The 17,479-nt window shown below is 68.3% G+C and carries 17 protein-coding genes; 9 read left to right on the top strand and 8 right to left on the bottom strand.

Features of this window, described 5'->3' with window-relative positions; genetic code table 11:
* Positions 1-29 precede the first annotated feature (29 nt).
* The 3 genes from NO931_RS18425 to NO931_RS18435 all read left to right on the top strand — a co-directional run bounded on the left by NO931_RS18425 (position 30) and on the right by NO931_RS18435 (position 4,228).
* Positions 30-1,166, top strand: a complete 1,137-nt coding sequence (locus tag NO931_RS18425) for an iron ABC transporter substrate-binding protein (protein WP_256393831.1) — start codon at positions 30-32, stop codon at positions 1,164-1,166.
* Between the two features lie 12 nt (positions 1,167-1,178).
* Entirely contained in the window at positions 1,179-3,371 is a 2,193-nt protein-coding gene (locus NO931_RS18430; protein ID WP_256393832.1) for an ArnT family glycosyltransferase, read from the top strand.
* 230 nt (positions 3,372-3,601) lie between these two features.
* A complete protein-coding gene (locus NO931_RS18435; protein ID WP_256393833.1) occupies positions 3,602-4,228 on the top strand; it encodes a twin-arginine translocation signal domain-containing protein in 627 nt (208 codons plus the stop codon).
* A gap of 67 nt (positions 4,229-4,295) precedes the next feature.
* On the opposite strand, the gene NO931_RS18440 is transcribed toward NO931_RS18435, so the two are convergent.
* The 3 genes from NO931_RS18440 to NO931_RS18450 form a co-directional block, all read right to left on the bottom strand.
* Entirely contained in the window at positions 4,296-5,039 is a 744-nt protein-coding gene (locus NO931_RS18440) for a dolichyl-phosphate hexose transferase (protein WP_510629987.1), read from the bottom strand.
* Positions 5,040-5,115: 76 nt separating this feature from the next.
* Entirely contained in the window at positions 5,116-6,708 is a 1,593-nt protein-coding gene (locus NO931_RS18445; protein WP_256393834.1) for a GMC family oxidoreductase, read from the bottom strand.
* Entirely contained in the window at positions 6,705-7,268 is a 564-nt protein-coding gene (locus NO931_RS18450; RefSeq protein ID WP_256393835.1) for a gluconate 2-dehydrogenase subunit 3 family protein, read from the bottom strand. The genes NO931_RS18445 and NO931_RS18450 overlap by 4 nt, the downstream gene beginning before the upstream one ends.
* 153 nt (positions 7,269-7,421) lie before the next feature.
* Between NO931_RS18450 and NO931_RS18455 the strand changes: the two genes are divergently transcribed.
* Entirely contained in the window at positions 7,422-9,035 is a 1,614-nt protein-coding gene (locus NO931_RS18455; RefSeq protein WP_256393836.1) for an ABC transporter permease, read from the top strand.
* Between the two features lie 39 nt (positions 9,036-9,074).
* Here the strand turns inward: NO931_RS18455 and NO931_RS18460 are convergent, their stop codons facing one another.
* On the bottom strand, positions 9,075-9,395 hold the full coding sequence (locus NO931_RS18460; RefSeq protein WP_256393837.1) for a hypothetical protein: 321 nt from the start codon (positions 9,393-9,395) through the stop codon (positions 9,075-9,077).
* A gap of 442 nt (positions 9,396-9,837) precedes the next feature.
* Here NO931_RS18460 and NO931_RS18465 point away from each other — a divergent pair, with 442 nt between their 5' ends.
* Together NO931_RS18465 and NO931_RS18470 are read left to right on the top strand one after the other, a co-directional pair.
* A complete protein-coding gene (locus NO931_RS18465) occupies positions 9,838-10,059 on the top strand; it encodes a DUF7996 family protein (RefSeq protein ID WP_256393838.1) in 222 nt (73 codons plus the stop codon).
* A gap of 63 nt (positions 10,060-10,122) precedes the next feature.
* Positions 10,123-10,380: a DUF8006 family protein gene (locus tag NO931_RS18470; RefSeq protein ID WP_256393839.1), complete on the top strand. Its 258-nt coding sequence runs from the start codon at positions 10,123-10,125 to the stop codon at positions 10,378-10,380.
* Here the strand turns inward: NO931_RS18470 and ahbB are convergent.
* Positions 10,377-11,435, bottom strand: coding sequence for a siroheme decarboxylase subunit beta (gene ahbB, locus NO931_RS18475; protein ID WP_256393840.1), 1,059 nt, complete (start codon positions 11,433-11,435; stop codon positions 10,377-10,379). The two genes, NO931_RS18470 and ahbB, sit on opposite strands and share 4 nt — an antisense overlap.
* A 308-nt stretch (positions 11,436-11,743) precedes the next feature.
* On the opposite strand from ahbB, the gene NO931_RS18480 reads away from it, so the two are divergent.
* Complete coding sequence (locus tag NO931_RS18480) at positions 11,744-12,820, top strand: anthranilate phosphoribosyltransferase (protein ID WP_256393841.1); 1,077 nt, start codon at positions 11,744-11,746, stop codon at positions 12,818-12,820.
* Positions 12,821-12,891: 71 nt separating this feature from the next.
* Positions 12,892-13,275 carry a hypothetical protein gene (locus tag NO931_RS18485; RefSeq protein ID WP_256393842.1) on the top strand — a complete coding sequence of 128 codons (384 nt, stop codon included), beginning with the start codon at positions 12,892-12,894 and terminating at the stop codon, positions 13,273-13,275.
* 12 nt (positions 13,276-13,287) lie between these two features.
* Here NO931_RS18485 and NO931_RS18490 read toward each other — a convergent pair whose 3' ends face one another.
* From NO931_RS18490 to NO931_RS18500, 3 genes are all read right to left on the bottom strand, one after another.
* A complete protein-coding gene (locus NO931_RS18490) occupies positions 13,288-13,716 on the bottom strand; it encodes a universal stress protein (RefSeq protein ID WP_256393843.1) in 429 nt (142 codons plus the stop codon).
* 103 nt (positions 13,717-13,819) lie between these two features.
* Positions 13,820-15,667 carry an ATP-binding protein gene (locus NO931_RS18495; protein WP_256393844.1) on the bottom strand — a complete coding sequence of 616 codons (1,848 nt, stop codon included), beginning with the start codon at positions 15,665-15,667 and terminating at the stop codon, positions 13,820-13,822.
* A gap of 68 nt (positions 15,668-15,735) precedes the next feature.
* The gene (locus NO931_RS18500) at positions 15,736-16,851 is read right to left on the bottom strand and encodes a hypothetical protein (RefSeq protein ID WP_256393845.1); all 1,116 of its coding nucleotides are present in this window, start codon (positions 16,849-16,851) and stop codon (positions 15,736-15,738) included.
* A 252-nt stretch (positions 16,852-17,103) separates the two neighbouring features.
* Here NO931_RS18500 and NO931_RS18505 point away from each other — a divergent pair, with 252 nt between their 5' ends.
* Complete coding sequence (locus NO931_RS18505) at positions 17,104-17,472, top strand: DUF7113 family protein (protein WP_256393846.1); 369 nt, start codon at positions 17,104-17,106, stop codon at positions 17,470-17,472.
* The last annotated feature ends 7 nt before the right edge of the window (positions 17,473-17,479 follow it).

Raw genomic sequence — 17,479 nt, forward strand, 5'->3', positions numbered from 1 at the left:
TACAAGTGCATTTAGGTAGACCTAAAACCATGAACCGCAACGACGACACGAACGGATGGAGGGATCGCCGGTCGTTCCTCGCCGGAACGGCCGCGCTCGGCGCCGCCGGGTTGGCCGGCTGTACGGGACTGTTCGGCGGCGGCGACGAAGAGGACGACCAGTACAACTACGAGCTCGAACAGATCGGCTCGGGGCGCGAGGGGCGAGAGCTCTCCGGAGTGCCGATGAGCGAGATGCCCGATCTCGAAGGCGAGTTGACGATCTACTCCGGGCGCAACGAGTTCCTCGTCGGTCCCCTCATCGAGGCGATCAACGACTTCTACGACGACTTCGAGGCGACGCCGCGCTACCAGGGGTCGACCGACCTCGTCAACAAGATCAGAAACGAAGGGAGCGGCTCTCCGGCGGACGTGTTCTACTCGGTCAACTCGGGCTCGCTCGGCGCGCTCGCCGACGCCGGCCGGACCCGTTCGCTCGCGAGCGACGTGGCCGAGATGGTGCCGCCGGAGTTCCGGACCGACCAGTGGATCGGCACCTCCGGTCGCGCGCGGTCGGTTCCGTACAACACCGACGCCTACTCCGCGAGCGACATGCCGACGAGCATCGACGCCTACACCGACTTCGACGGCCAGCTCGGCTGGGCCCCGGGCTACGGCTCCTGTCAGGCGTTCGTGACGGCGATGCGGCTGCTCGAGGGCGAGTCGGCGACCCGCGAGTGGCTCGAAGGCATCCAGTCGAACGGGATCCAGCGGTACCCCAACGAGCTCGCGGTCTGTGAAGCGATCGCCGACGGCGAGATCGACGCCGGGTTCACCAATCACTACTACATCCAGCGCGTGCTCGACGGCTCCTCGAACGCCTCGATCGCCACGGCGTTCACGCAGGGCGACGCGGGCTCGGTGTTCAACGTCGCCGGTGCGGCGGTCGTCGACAGCACAGACTCGCCCGACCTGGCCCAGAACTTCGTCCGCCACCTGCTGTCGGCCCAGGCCCAGGACTACTTCGCCCGCCAGACGTTCGAGTACCCGATGAGTCCCGAGGTCGACCCGATCGGCAACCTGCCGCCGATCGACGAGCTGAATCCGCCGTCGGGGCTGGATCTCTCGGAGCTGTCGAACCTGCAGCCGACCGTCGACCTGATGCGCGACGTCGGAATCAACCTCTGAGGACGTCGGACGATGACGGCGAGGGACGGACTGGTCGATCACGCCCGCCGGCTACGACGCTCGCCCGAACGGGTCGTCGCTGCCCTGATCGCCGTCTGTGCCGCCCTCGTGACGTTCCGAATCGCAGTCGACGTCTTCGCCTACCACTCCACGAATCACGACGAGGGCGTCTACCTGAGCCAGGCCGCGCTGTTGCTCGACGGGCAGTTACAGTACTTTGCTGGCGATCTGACCGACGCCGTCCATCCGTGGTTCTACATCGAGGACGGTGGCCAACTGTACCCGAAGTACACCCCGGTTCCGGCAGCGATGTTCGCGGTTTCGATGGCGCTGTTCGGCGAGCCGCGAGTCACGCTCGCGCTCGTCGCGGGCGCCAACGCCGCGCTCGCGTACGCGCTGGGCGCGAGGGCGTTCGACCGCCGCGTCGGCGTCGTCGCGGCCGCCGTCTTCGCCGCGGCGCCGCTGTCGCTCGTCTCGGGCTCGGCGTTCCTGCCGTACGCGCCGACGACGACGTGGAACCTGCTGTTCGCGGTCTGCTACCTCAACGGCGTCCGCTCGGGCAGTCTTCGGTGGGCCGCCGCGGCGGGACTGGCGACCGGGATCGCCTTCTTCTCGCGCCCGTACACCGCGGTGCTGTTCGCGGCGCCGTTTATCCTGCACGCGCTGTGGCAGGTCGCGAGCGCCGCCCGCGAGCGGGCCGGACGAGCGGAACTGCGCGAACGAGGAGCCGTGGCGCTCGCCGAGTTTCGGCCGCTGCCCGATCCGATCGCCCGGAACGCGCTGACGGCCGCGGGCGGGCTGGCGTTCGTCGGCATCGCGCTAGCGTACAACGCCACCCTCACCGGCGATCCACTCGTGTTCCCCTACCAGGCGTTCGCACCGCAGGACGGGCCGGGATTCGGTCGCCGGCGCATCCTCGGACACTCGATCGTCTACACGCCCGAACTGGCGCTGGACGCCAACGTCCGAGTACTTCGGCAGTTCGCGACGCGGTGGTTCACCGGGGGACTCGTCGGCACGGCGCTGGCGGGGGGCGGGCTCGCGCTCGCGGCTCGCCGGTGTGTCGGCACGGACGGCCGGTTGAGGCGGCTACTGCCCGACGTCGACCCGCTCGCGGTCGCGCTGCTGGCGGGGCTGGTCGTCTCGATACCGGTCGGTAACGTCCCGTTCTGGGGCAACTTCAACGTGCTCGGAGCGCTGTCGGACCCGAACGACGGCATCATCGGCGCGTTCGGTCCGATCTACCACTTCGACCTGCTGGCGCCGCTGTCGGTGTTCGCGGCCGCGGGGCTGGTCGCCGCGTGGCGCTGGCTCGCGAGCGGCGTCCGCCGGCAGACCTCGCCGCACGTCGCGCGCGTCGCGCTGGCGCTCGTCCTCGTCGTCGCACTCCCGGTCGGCGCGGTGGGCAACGCCGGGCTGGTCGGCGAACCGCTCGACCACCACTCGGCCACCGCCGACAAGTACGAGCAGGCGTACGCGCCGATCGAGGAGACCGAGTTCGACGACGCCGTCGTGTTCCTGCCGACGCCGTACGGCGAGTGGACCAACCATCCGTTCCAGTACCTGCGCAACGACCCCGGTCTCGACGGCCCGGTCGTCTACGCGCTCGACCGTGATCCGAGCGAGGACTTCGCCGTGCACGAGGCGTATCCGAACCGGACGTACTACCGGTACGCGTATCAGGGCGAGTGGACGCCCAACCCCGACCGACGCGTCGTTCCCAAGCTAGAGCGGATCGACGTGCGCGAGGCCCGGACGTTCGACGGCGAGACGACCGTCGGCATCCCGCCGGGCGTCGAGACCGCCAGCGTGGAACTGGAGACGGGGAACGGCGCGGTCGAGTACACGATCCGGGATCTAAACGAGTCGGAAACTGTCGAGTGGACGCTCGACCGCAACGCGGCTCGGCTGATCGGCCCCGACGGCAACGGCTCGGCGGTCCGGATCGACCCCGCCGACGAGCTCGAACTGCTTGTGACGCTGGCCGCGACCGACGGGTCGACGCTGACCTACCGGCAGGCCATGACCGTTCGCGCGGCGGGCAGCGGCGTTCAGGTCGTCTGGCCGCCGGAACGCCGAGTCTGCCCGCTCGTCCCGCGGTGCGGGTCGGAGGGGACGTACCTCCCCGAGCACCCCGACGAGCACGTCGGCGGCGTCGACTTCGAGACATCGATCGCGGCCGCGAACCGCTCCGGGGGAGCGTAGCCGCGCGAGCGTCCGATCCGTATCTCGTGCCGCGGCGACGCCACGTCCACGCTCCGTGATCCGTGCTGCCAGTCACCTGCCGAAGGCCGCGTGAAAGCGGCCACGTCGATGACGGAAGGCTAGGCTACCCGGAGCACGTCAACGGAACGAATGGATTAGCTACGCCGGGTGATGGAAACGGGCGGTCGCCTTTTGCGTCACAACCGGTGTAGCCTCAGATGGAGATCATCATGACTGATAACGACCCGTCTCTGCTCGAACGGATCACCGACGAGTCGCGCCGATCGTTCCTCAAGAAGAGCGCCGTCGCGACCGCGGGCGTCGGCGCCGCCGCGTCCGGCACCGCGAGCGCGCAGGACGGTGACGATGACATCGGGGCGAACTGGTTCGAGAACGAGTGGAAGGGACTCGTCTTCCCGCAATCGTTCTACCCGGAGGCCCGATTCACGTTCGTCTCCGGCGTCGTCGAGTGGACGCCCAACTACGGCGACGTGCAGGACAGCTGGTTCAGCGACTACAACACCCGGATGATCCGGTGGCTCAACAGCGGCGAGCAGGATCAGCTGTTCGTCGCCGAGGACGCGAACATCGGGGAGTACGACGAGGAGCTCGGGTTCATCCCCGACCAGGACGGCGACGACTCGGATCAGCCCCAGGTGTTCGAGATCCGTCCGGAGTGGGCGCCCTTCGGCGACAACCAGGATCTGATCACGGTGAACTTCAGTCCGGCCGAGGAGGAAACCGAGAACCAGATCCTCGACGCCGACGACTGGTGGCAGGACCAGCAGGACGCCGTCGACGCGAACGGGAACGGCGGCGGCAACGGCGCCGGCGGTAACAACACGAGCGGAAACTAATCGTCGGTCCGACACCGCAAGCGCCGGGCGCTCCGAGCCGACTACTTTTTCGTGACGACGCCGACGCTCAGTCGAATCGCTCTTCGAGGCAGACTTTGACGATCGACTTCGCGATGGCGGCGCCGCCCTCGATCGGGTCGAGTTTGGTTTCGCCGGCGCGCTCGCGGTACGCGATCGGGTGCTCGCGGATCTCGTAGCCGCGCATCAGCGGCCGGATCAGCAGCTCGGCCGAGAGACCGGTGTTCTCGGTCCACTCGATCGACTCGACGACGTCGCGGCGGTACGCGCGCATCCCCGTCGTCGTGTCGTGGACGCGCTCGCCCATCAGCACGCTGGCCAGCAGCGCGAACGCCCGGTTGCCAAAGCGGTTGAACGTCGGCATCGCCTCGGCGCCGTGGTAGATGCGGTCGCCGCTGACGACGTCGTACCCCTCGTTGATCAGTTCGAGGAACTCGGGAAGCTGCTCCATCGGGTAGGTGTCGTCGCAGTCGGTGGTGACGACGATCGGACGGTCGGGCGCGAGGATCGCCTCGCGCACCGCGACGCCGTACCCCTGGGGTTCCTGTTCGATCACGCGGGCGCCGTGCTCGCGGGCGATCTCGGGCGTCCGGTCCGAGGAGCCGTCGACGCAGACGACCTCGGCTTTCCCGTCGGTGACCTCCTCGACGTCCGAGATCACTTTCGCGATCGCTTCCTCCTCGTTGTACGTTCCCATCACCACGCTGAGATCGTCGAACGTGAACTCGTCGTCCGCCGCGTCGGCGCCGCCGTCCGACGCCGCGGCGTCGTCGCCGTGCTGAAGATTGCTCATCGACGTGCCCTTTCGATCGGACGTACTTGAGTTTTTAGGTTTGCCTAAAGGACGGCAGATCGTTACGCTCGGCCGCTCACAGCGCGGCGTCGACGTTCTCGGCGGCCCGCAGCGCCAGCGCCGCGATCGTCAGCGTCGGGTTGAGCGCCCCGCCGGTCGGGAACGTCGAGCTGGAGGCGATCCAGCAGTTCTCCAGATCGTGGGTTCGCAGGTCCGCGTTCACGACGCTCTCGTCGGGATCGGTCCCCATCCGGGTCGTCCCCATGTGGTGGTAGGCGGGGCCGGTGCCGTCGGGGCCGACGGTCCACTGGACGTCGGCGCCGAGTTCCTCCAGGATCCGGGTCTGGAGCTCGTTGGCGCGTTCGAGCGTCCGGAGCGCCCGGTCGCCAACCGTCCAGTGAACGTCGGGGACGGGGTTGCCGAGGTGATCGGTCTCCGAGTCGTCGAGACCGACGTAGCTGTCCTCCCGGGGGAGCTGCTCGACCAGCGCGCCGACGGCGACGTGGTTGCCGTAGGACTCCCGCAGTGAGCCGAGCAGCTCGTCGCCCCACTGGTCACCGCCCAGGGCCTGCTCGACGGGCGAGGGGCCGGCGTAGTTGAAAAACTCCAGCTTGAACGGGCCGACCGCCTCGTCGGCGTCGTCGTAGAACTGGTGGCTCTCGCTGGTGAGGAAGCCGACGTGGTTCTGCCGGGTCGGCTCGTCGAGCACGCCGCCGGCGCCGGCGAACAGGTGGTCCATGAAGTACTGCCCGACCGCGCCGCTGGAGTTGGCGAGTCCGTCGGGGTAGTGCTCCGAGTCCGACAGCAAGAGGAGTCGCGGCGTCTCGACGCCGCCGGCCGCGAGCACGAACGCGTCCGCCGTCTGGCGGTACTCGCCTTCGGGCGTCGCGTAGTGGGCCGCCTCGATCCGGTCGGGACCGTGCTCCAACTTCTCGACGGTCGCCCGGTCGATCACCGTCGCACCCTTCTCCTCCGCGGATTCGACGTGGACGCCGGCGTCGTACTTGGCACCGGAGGGACAGACCGGCTGGCAGGTGCCGTAGCCCACGCAGGCGCTCCGCCCGTCGTACGGTTCGGAGTTGCGGGCGTTGGGTACCGAGTGCATCGAGATCTCCAACTCCTCGCAGGCCTCGGCGAACAGACCGTCGCTGTAGGACGGCGGGAACGCCGGGTTCGGGAACGGCTCCTCGCGGGGCGGGCCGAAGGGGTTGTCGTCGGCGCCGGAGACGCCGAGTTCGGTTTCGGCGTCGGCGTAGTACGGTCGGAGCTCCTCGTAGTCGATCGGCCAGTCGACGCCGACGCCGCGCTCGCTCGCGGATGCGAAATCGTCCTCGTGGAGCCGCATCACCATCCCCTGCCAGTGGAGCGTCGAGCCGCCGATCCCCTTCACCCGGGCCTGGTTGAGCGGGTAGAACCACTCGCCGGTCGCCGAGTAGGCGTCACGTTCGCCGCCGACGCCCCACACGTCGGGGCGACCGTACGCCGGACGGATCGCCCGTTCCATGCGCTCGATTCGGTTCGGCGTCTCGCCGTCGAACCGCGGACCGGCGTCGAGAATCACTACCTCGTGGCCGGCCGCCGCGAGCCGGTCGGCGACGAGCGCGCCGGCCGGCCCCGCGCCGATCACGCAGACGTCGACGCCGGCCACCGGACTGCGGTCGGCGCTCACGTCTGGGGCCCCCGCTGATAGCTCGCCTGCCCGCCGGGGTGGCCCTGCGGGTTCTCGATGCCGACCAGCTCGCCGCCGGTGGGCGAGGCGTACAGCGCCAGCAGCACCTCGTTGACGACGTAGTAGCGGACGCGCTCGGCGGTCGTTCCCACGGGGTCCTCCTCGGCGATATCGGCGCCCAGCTCCCGGAGGAAGCTGTCGCGCTCGGCCGGATCGAGCGCCGCGAATCGGTCGTCGTACCAGTCGGTCGCGAGCTCGTCGAGGTCCGCGACGGCGCGGCCCATCCCGGCGGCGTGGGCGTCGCGGTCCAGCCGCCCCGAGAGGAAGGTACCGACGAACGTCTCGACGCCGGAGACCTCCGAGGGGTAGACGACCTCGGCGGTCGCGACGAGCGTCGCCTCGATCTCGGCGTCGTCGGGGGCGCCAGTCCCCTCCTCGTCGGATTGGCCGGCCTCGGACGGCGCCGACGGCGGCTCGTCGAGGAGTCCCGCGAGGCCGATCGCTCCGGTCCCTCCGACGGCGGCCAGCGCGGCCACGGCGTCGCGCCGCGTCAGTTCCATGCCGATGGATTAGGCAAACCTAAAACTTAAACGCGTTGCATTTCGACGCCCGGAACCGGATCGTCACACAGAAGGTCTGGCGCCGAGAATCGCCGGACAGAGAATGGCACCGCCGGACCGACACGGTCGGACGCTCGGGGAGGTCGGAAGCCGATGAGAGCGACGATCGATCGCCTCCGGGGCGACGAAGAGGAGTCCCAGCCGTTCGGGCTGACGCTGCTGGTCGCGGCGATCGCGGCCGCCGTCGTGTTCCCGCTGAGCTGGGTCGTCGTCACGGCGACGGAAGTCGAGCGCGCCCGAGCGATCGAGTTGCTGACCCAGCAGACGACGCGCGAGGTGATCCTCAACAGCCTCCTGCTGATGGGCGCCGTTACCGCGCTGTCGATCCTGATCGGCGTCCCGCTGGCGTATCTCACCGTCCGGACCGACCTGCCGTTTAGCAGGTTCTGGTCGGTCGCCGTCGCACTGCCGCTGGTCGTGCCGAGCTACATCGGCGCGTTCGCGTTCGTCTCCGCGTTCGGCCCGCAGGGCGAGTTTCACGATCTGCTGGCGCCGCTGGGAATCGAGCGCCTGCCGAACATCTACGGATTTCCCGGCGCGATCATGGTGATCACGCTGTACACGTATCCCTACGTCTACCTGACGACCCGCGCGGCGCTGCTGTCGTTCGACACGACGCTCGTCGAGGCCGCGCGCACGCTCAACCAGAGCCGGCTGTCCGCGTTCCGCCGGGTGACGCTACCCCACATCAGGCCGGCGATCGCGGCCGGCGGGCTGCTGGTGGCGCTGTACGCGGTCTCGGACTTCGGGACGCCGGCGATCATGCGGCTGTCGGTGTTCACCCGGCAGATCTACGTCGAGTACCACGCGTTCGGGTCGGACTACGCGGCGCTGCTCTCGCTGCAGCTGCTCGCGGTCGTCCTCCTCGTGCTCGCTCTGGAGTGGTGGGTCCGGCCGGACGACGACGTCCACAGCGACCAGCAGGGCGCCGGCGGGGGCGAGCCGGTGTCGCTGGGACGCTGGCGCTGGCCCGCGACGCTGCTGCCGGCCGCGGTGTCGACGCTCGCGCTCGTCGTGCCCGTCTGGATCCTCGGTCTCTGGGTCGTCAACGCCGAAAGCGGCCGCCGCCCCGCCTACGCGTTCGAGTGGTCCTACGCCGTCAACTCCGTGACCGTCGCGGCCGCCGCGGCGCTGGTCGCCGCGCTGGCGGCGGTGCCCGTCGGCTACCTCGCCGCGAAACACGACACCCCGCTCTCGAACCTGTTCGAGCGAACGACGTACATCGGCTTCGCGGTGCCCGGGATCGTGCTCGGGCTCGCGCTGGTGTACTTCGGCGCCCGGGCGAACGCCGCAATCGGACCGGCGATCTACCCGACGTTCGCGCTGTTGGTGTTCGCGTACGTCGTGCGCTTTATGCCCCAGGCCGTCGGCTCGATTCGCACCTCGACACTGCAAGTCGATCCGCGCCTGATCGAGGCCGCGCGCACGCTCGGCGACGCGCCCAACCGCGCCTTCCGTCGCGTGACGCTCCCGCTGATCGCGCCCGGCGTCGTCGCGGGCGCCGCACTCGTCTTTCTCACGACGATGAAGGAGTTGCCCGCGACGCTGATGCTGCGACCGACCGGGTTCGATACGCTGGTCACCCACATCTGGCGCGCTCAGGAGTCGACGTACTTCCAGTACGCGGCGATCCCGGCGCTGCTGCTGATCGTCATCTCAGGGCTTTCGATGGTCGTGATGTTGTCTCAGGAACGGATGCGACCGTAGGCACGGGCACAGCGGAGTAAAAAGTGAGAGAGCTCCGTTCTACAGTCCGTCGTCGGACTCGTTACCGGACTCGTTACCGACGCCGGTCGACTCGTTGCCAGTTTCGTTACCGAGCCCACCGTCGGTCTCGTTGTCCGTCTCGTTACCGAGTCCACCGTCGGTCTCGTTGTCCGTCTCGTTACCCATCCCGTCGTCGGTTTCGTTGTCCTCGCCGAGCCCGTCGTCGGTCTCGTTGTCGCCGGTATCACCGTCACCACCGTCGGTCTCGTTGTCGCCGCCGGTGTCCGTACAGCCGGCGAGTGCGAGCGCGCCGATTCCTCCCGCAATTTCCAGAAATCGTCGTCGATCAGGTCGTTTCATTGTAGACTCCACCGGGGGTTCGACAGCACCGCTGTTTAGTATATACCAGTTATACGATATGATGGCGGGGAAATGAGGGATTAGTCCGATACTTTCACGACGAGGACCGGAGGCCGCTCGACGGCAGCGTCCGGTGATCCCCGAGCGCCGCGTAACTGGGCTCTCAGTCCATCTTATGACTGATTTCCCGATACCGGTAGGACCGCGGGGAGACGCGCGATCCGTCCCGCCAGTCGGCCCTTACCGCGAGCGTACCTGCCGATCGGCGCATGCATTTATGTTCCAGTTCGCTCCCACCTGTACACGGGCACACGCTGTCACACGCTCCATGGTTCGGTTCGCGTGTGCCCCCACTTCCTCGTGCGAACCGTGCCATTGAGGCGGTTCCAGCGCCTAGCCAGGGACATGGATCGAGGCGACGGATCGACGGGAGGATCGACCGATGAGTGACGCCGCGACCGACGGGTCGAAGTCCCAGATGGTGCGGGCGCTGCTGGTCGTGATCGCCGGCATCGTCGTACCGGGACTGGTCAGCCGGGCGTTCCACCAGGCGGGACTCTCGACGCTGGGCGCGTTCACGTTCGCGACGGGGTTTTTCGGCATGCTGGTCGTCGTCTGGTACGTGTGGCTCCGACCGCTGGATCTCACCGGACCGGTCGAATGATCGGTACGCGACGGCACGCGAACGGAAGTTTAAAGGCTGGCTCGCGGACAGTGTAGCATACGAATGACCGCGCTACCGCTGCAGGTGATAGACAACTTCCTGCTGGACTACCACCTCGGGCACGCGCTCGTCGTGGTGTTCGCGCTGGTGATGCTGGCGTCGCTCCCGCTCCGGTCCCGGAAGGTGCTCGCGCTGAACACGATCCTCTTCGGGATCGTCTTCATGGTGACGCCGTTCCAGATGGTCGAGACGCCGCTGCTCCGTCTCGGGGGACTCGCGCTGGTCGTCATCTCGCCGATACTGTACGCCACCGCCGACTAAGTGTCCGACACTAACTCTTCGTAGCGGGCTCCGGTCTGTTTCAGCGTCTCCGTCGAGTACAGTCGCTCGTGATCGCACGGCAGGTACTCGTCGGCCAGTTCGTCGATCTTCTCGTCGACCGCCGCTGGATCCCGCCCGTGAATCATCGTAAACAGGTTGTAGTCCCAGTCCAGCTCCGGCCGTCGCGGCCGGTGATAACACAGCGTCACGAACGGCAAAGCGCCGGCGGCGACGCCGCGCTCGTCGAGCTCGTCGTCGGGCACGTCCCAGACGACCATGCAGTTGCTGTCGAACCCGGTGAGAACGTGGTTGACGACACAGCCGATCCGCTTGATGCAGCCGTCCGCCAGTAGTCGCTCGACGGCGTCGAGAACGTCCTCAACGTCGGCGTCGAGGCGGTCGGCGAGGTCGCCGTACGGCGTCGCTGTCAGCGGGAATCCCGACTGGATCGCGAGCAGCAGGTCGGCCTCGAACGGCGAGAGATCGCTCGTCGCCGCCTCGCTGATCCGCGTCGCCGATACGCCGTCACCGTCCGTGGAGGCACCCGGGTCGTCGGTCTCGCGGGCAAACCTGTCGGCGTTGACGACGGGAAACTCGAGGTTGATGTAGAAGTCCGTGAGCATCGGCAGGTTCAGCACCGAGAGTCCGGTTCGCTCCTCGATCTCGGCGAGGATCTCGTCGCGCCGCTCGCGCGACCCCGCGGTCACGACGAACCACATGTTCCACTCGTGGTCCCGGCGGTAGTTGTGGTTGACCTGCCGGTAGCCGTTGATCACGTCCGCGACCTCGTCGAATCGCTCGTCGGGGGCGCTGACGGCCGCCAGCGTCGAACTCCCGATCACCGGCGGGTTCAACACCGGCCCGAACCGGCGGAAGATGCCGTCGTCGTACAGTCGTTCGACGCGGGCCAGCGCCTCGGCCTCGTCGACGCCGACCGCGTCGCCGACGACTCGGAACGGACGTTCCTCGACCGGGAACCCGCTCTGGAACCCGTCCACGATCGCGCCATCCACGTCGTCGAGGCGCTCGCGCCAATCGGCCGACCGGAGACTCATTGACACTACGTTGGACGGAACGAACCTACTTCTTTCGGGTCCGGACGAGGATACGCGACCCGACGTTCAAGTACGATCGCGCGGCGCAGTTCCGGCGTGACCTGAGGACTGCTCCGGACCGCTTCGAGCGCCTTCGCGGGCGCGTCGCGGACGCCCCGCAGACGAGCGCGGCACGTCAGTCCGGACGCGCGCAGACGACCAGACGTGCCGCCCGTTCGCCATCGAACGTTCGGTCAGTTCGCGCGCCGAGCGGCGCATACGCGACCGGAAACGGGACGTTTTTGCGTCTACTGTCCTAACTTCAGCGCATGGCCCAGACGTCCCAGGAGTACGGCGAGTGGCCGCTCGATCGCCTGATGACCGAGGTCGTCGGCTCCGGTCCGAAGTCGGCCGACGACATGTCTCGCGCGCAGGCCCGCGAAGCGTTCCAGCGCATCCTCGACGACGAGCCCGACCGCACGACGCTCGGCGCGTTCTGGCTCGCGAACCGCTGGAAGCGCAACACGCCCGAGGAGTTGGGCGCCTACGTCGACGTGATGGCCGAGGAGTCGACGGTCGTCGCCGAGCCCGACGCCGATCCGGTCGACTGCGGCGCCAACTACGACGGCAAGGGGCGCTCCGCGCTGCTCGGCGTCGGCGCCGGCGTCGTCGCCGCGGCGGCGGGGACGCCGATCGTCGTCCACAGCGGCGACCGCGTGCCCACCCAGAAGCAAGACGCGTACAAGCACGTGCTGGACGAGCTCGGCGTCCGGACGGAACTCGACCCCACGGAGAGCGCCGACATGGTCGACGAGACCGGCTTCGGCTTCTACTACCAGCCCGCGTTCAACCCGCGGATCGACGACCTCTCCGAACGCCGCGAGAAGATGGGCGTCCGCTCGTTCGTCAACACGATCGAGACGCTGGCGAACCCCGCGAACGCCGACGTCCACCTCGGAAGCTTCTATCATCTGGCGTTCGCGAAGAAAGTCGTCGAGACGTTCCAGGAGAGCGAGCACGTCTCGCCCGCGAAGGTGATCATGTTCCAAGGGATGGAAGGCTACGACGACATCCGCCCCGGCTACACCAAGGTCGCCGAGTGGGCGGCCGGCGACGACGAGGACTCCTTCGAGGACTACGAGATCGAGACGCCCGAGTACGGGATGGACTTCGAAGAAGAGGACCTCTACGTCGACGACGTGCAGGCCGACTCCGCGGAAATCACGGAGGAAGTTCTGGCCGGCGATCGCGACGACCAGTTCGCCGACGCCATCGCGCTCAACGCCGCGTTCCGGATCTACGCCCGCGACGACGTCGACTCGCTCGACGCGGGTCTCGACGCCGCGCGCGAAGCGATCGAGGACGGCAGCGCGGCCGCGGTGCTCGACGATCTGCGGGCGTTCTGACCCCAACGTAGCGGTCGGCGGCGGGCAGCCGTGCGAACGCTTATTTATTTCGCCGATGATCGTTTGGTCATATGAGCACCTCCAGACGATCGTCCGGTCGCCTACAGACCGTGGTGACCGCGCTCGTGGTCGTCGTCGGACTCGCCGGGCTGGGCTACACTATGATCACCGGTGCGAGCCTCCTGCTCGGTATCGGCCTCGCGAGCGCGTGCGGCCTCTACGTCGTACTGGACTGGCGGCAGAGAAACGGAGCGAACACTCGTCGCGTCGAAGACACTGCTCTCGTCGGACTGAGCGGGGTCGTGGTGCTGTACGCACTGTTCACGGCGAGCCTGCTGACGGCCATCGGCGTCGTCGCGCTGCTGTGGATCGGCGTCAACGTCGCCCGGATCGAGCGCACGGTTCGGGCGGGCGACGCCGACGGAGCCGCTACCATCGACGACGCCGAACGATAATCGGGCGAACGCCTACCGCACCACGGTCACGGGCACCGTCGACCGGCGCATCACCGTCTCCGCGACGCTTCCCAGCAGAATGCGCGACATCCCCGTTCGGCCGTGGCTGCCCAGCACGATGTGGTCGACGTCCTGGTCCTCGGCGTACTCGATGATCGCGTTGGCCGGCCGGCCGACGGCGCTGGCGGTCGTGATCGACTGACCGCCCTCAGACGCCCGTTCTTCGGCGTTTTCCAGCACGCGCTCGGCCTCCTGCTCGGCGGTCTCGTACCACTCCTGAGGGAAGTCGGGGGCTGCGCCCTCGACGGAGTAGCCCGCCTCCGCCGGGTCGACGACAGTCAGCGCGACGATCTCGGCCTCGGGATGTTCCTCCAGAGCGTGCGTCAGGGCCTCCTTCGATTGCGGCGATCCATCGACTGCGACGAGGACGGTCTTTGCCATGCCTCGACGTGGGGCCGGGACCGACAAAAATCCACCTCCGGCACCGAGCCGCTCGGTCGCTCCGACGGTGGACCGCCCAGCAACGTTCGCCGAAGCCAGCCACTCAGTCGTGGCGCGTCACGCAGTTCGAGAGGCCAATCAGCTCGACCGGCTCGGAGTTGTCCGGCGAGTACACCACCATCTGGCCCTTCTCCATGTAGGGGACCTTGCTCTCCAGGTTCGCGGGGATGTTGACGCTCTTGATGGCGTCCTCGTCGCCGAGATTGAGCACGAGCGTCGTGTTGATCTGCTTGAACACGGAGTCGGCGATATCCTGGGGATCCTGCGTGATCAGAAACAGGCCGAGTCGCTCCTTGCGGCCCTGCTTGGCGGCGTCGGTGAACTTGCCGATCACCCGGCGCGCCTGCGCGCTCTCGGCGTCGGTGAGGAAGTTGTGGGCCTCGTCCATCCCCAGCACGACCGGCGTCTCTTTGATCCGGTCGTACAGCGGATCGTTCGAGAGCTTCTGGTCGACCAGCAGGCTGGAGACGGCGAGCACGATCGTCTCGGTCGCCCGAGTGTCGTTGATGTGGTACGTCGGGACGACCGTCATCCCGCCGGGGCGGACGAACTGCTCGATCTGTTCGGTGATCGGGCGTGCGTCCTGATCGAACACGTTTCCGAATCCGCGGACGCGGCGGCGGATGGCGTCGAACGTCGCCTCGTGGACCTGCCCGCCCTCGTCGAGTTCCTCCCGAAGCGCGGGGTCGTCGAGGAACGTCATGAACTGCTCGTAGGTGCCACTGGAGCCGTACTGGTCGAAGAAGCGATCCAGCAGCAGGCGCAGCCCGTTGTACTGGTTGTCGTTGAGGCCGCCGCCGGCGACGAGCCACTCGTTGGCCCGCACCATCGAGAACGGGATCGTGAACTCGACCTGCTCGGCGCGGTGGTCGTCGGTCGCGTAGGTCGCGTCGCCGACCTTCGGGACGAACGCGATCGTGTCGTCGTGGCCGCCGTGGGCGATTCCCTCGCGCTCGTAGCGCCGGGCGTCGGCGTCCGACAGGTCGTCGTTGTCGTCGTGCATCTGGGCGTACTCGTCCTGCGGGTCGAACTGGACGACCGCCGGGCGAGCCTGGCGCCCGTCGTCCATCCGGTAGGTCCGATCCTCGTCGAGGAACTGCCGGAGGAGGTTTTTCGCGGTGTGGGTCTTGCCCGATCCCGTCCCGCCGGCGACCAGTGTGTGCCGGAAGGCGAGGGGGTCGCCGTCCTCGTAGTCGTCCTTGAGTCGGTAGTCGATCGTCGGCGGCTCGGCGCTCGTCCGGACCTTCTCGCCGCCGACCGAGAGGTGTCCGAGGAAGACGCCGTCGTCGGGGATCTTCAGACCGGTCTTGATCTCGCCGGTGTCGGTCGCCTCCCGCACGACGGTCTGGGGCTTCGGGACCCGATCGGTCATCCGGCGCTTGAGCTCGCCGTCGTCCTCGTAGAGGACGGCGAGCGCTTCGAGGTCGGCGAGAAACTTGTAGTCGGCCTCGTCGATGCCGTCCTGGCGCATCGCGCGCCGGGCGTGGATCTCGGTCGCGTCGTCGGCGTGGAACTCCTGGGCGTACTCGAGGCCGGCGATCCGAGCGAACAGTCGCTCCCCGTCGGGGTAGGGCACGAGCAGGTACTTGCCGATGCGGATCGACGACCGGTTGCCCGCGGTGATGTAGGCCCGAACGCAGGAGTCCTCCGCGTCCTCGGCGATGCGGAGTCCCTGGGAGACCGCGACCGTCCCGATGCCCCGATCCGAGCCCGCGGGGTCGGCGTCGACCGTCTCGAACTCGTCGACGGCGTCCGAGCCGTTCGTCCCGTCCGACGCCGACGCGTCGTCGGCATCGGGGGGATCGTCACCGTCGGGCTCGGCTGTCATCGCTCCGGCGTCGTCCGCGTCGGCGCCGTCGTCGAACTCCTCGAAATCGCCCAGATCTGCCATGTCCCGGTCATTAGGGCCATCCCTAAAACGCGTTTCCCTCGCGAGGCCGCCGGGACTGGCGCCGACGCTCAGTACCGGTCGTCGCCGCGGCCCTCGTCGCGCTCCCGCGACTGCTGGCTCCAGACCTGCCCCTCGGTCTGTCGGTACGTGTTGCTGTGCCGGCGGGGCTGCTGGTCTTCCTGCTCTCGGTGCTGCCGGTGCTGTTGCCCGCCCCGGCGCTCGTCCCGTGCCTGGTGTTGCGAGGGGCGCTGGCCCCGAGCGCGCTGCCCTCGATCCTGCTGGCTCTGGGATCGTGGACCTCGATCGCGACGACCTCGCGCATCGTCCTCATCCTGGGTCCACTGGCCACGGTTCTGTTGGCCGGGGGTCTGATGGCTTTCTCGCTCCCCGCCGCGGTTCCGGCGGCGACCCTCACCGCCGTACTGGGAGGCCTCGCCCCGGTGGCGGGAGTCGTCGACCGAGAACTGGTCGCCGCCGGATCGTCGCTCGTCGCCCTGGTCGTCGCCGGAGCGCCGGCCGCTCGACTGCCCGCCGCGCGAGCGGCCGGCCGACCCGTACCGACGATCGCGTTCGGACCGAGCGCGCCGTCCGCTGTCCTCGCTTCCCCGGTCGGAGTCACCGGTCGGGAAGTTCCCGCTGTTTTGCGCGCGCCGCCGTCGTTCTTGCCGGGAGTCCTGGGTGCCGCCGTACTGCTCGCCGCGCTCGTCGCCCTGACCCCCGTGGCGCCCACCCTGTTCTGAGTGCAGATTCCGACCGCCGGGCGCCGTTCGCTCCTCCCGGCCGCTCACGTGGCGCTGCTGCTGGCTGGCTTCTGTTCGGTGATCGCTACCGTCCTGTCGTCCCTGCTCGCGGCGCTCGTTCGTGTCCTCGCGCTGGCCGCGCCCCTGGCCTCGCTGACGCCGCTGTCGCGACACCTGCGTCTCGTCGCGCGATCGGTCTCCGCTTCGTCCGCGATCGTCGATCTGTCTCGGGTTGTCCTCGCGGGATCCTTCGCGGCCGCGGTCGTAACTGCGCTCGCGCTCGACGCCCTGTCCGCGGCCGCCGACCTCCCCGCGATCGCTCTCCTGTCCGCCGTGCTGGCGCTCGCGCTGCGCGCGCCGGCGCTCCCAGTTGCTCCCGTCGTCTTCGCTCTCGGCGTCGCCACCGTGCGCGCGATCTTCCGAGCCGGGGTCGTAGTGTGGCATGGCACTGGAACCGAGTCCGCGCGCAGGGATAACGAGCAGAACCGTTCAGAACGGTTCAGCCGGGAAACGGTCGGCGGACCCGTCATCTGCGCGGAGAAGGCTGTGATTAGGATTCGCGGCAGGGCGACGAAGCGGGGCGACAGCGCGCCGGCGCGATGGGTGAGGAGTAATCCGACGTTACGCGATCGAGACCCGGGGAGATCGCCGGCTGGCGGCAACGGGCTTTTGCCCACAGCCCACGTCAGTTATCGCATGTTACTAGTCCGCGGCAGTGCCGGGGGAACGGAGTTGACCGGGACCATCTACGAGCGGGGGGAGCGTGCGCCGCAGTTCAAGGGCGCGCCCGACGAGGACGCCGCCTACGTCTGGGTCTGCGACGAGTTCTACGAGGTCGAGAGCGGCGGCACCACCCAGAAGATCGACGGCAAGGAGGTCAACGTCGCCTTCGAATCGCCGATGCCCCGCGGGTTCGACACCAGAGAGCAGGCGACCGCGGCGGCCCGCGACCACGTCCGCACGCAGTTCGCCCGGATCGGCGTCGACGCCGACGCCGTCGAACTCGAGGTGACCAAGACCGAACCCGACGCCAGAGCCCGGACCGAACCGGACGCCGGAGCCTGATCGGCGA

It is taken from the genome of Natronoarchaeum rubrum (assembly GCF_024494695.1).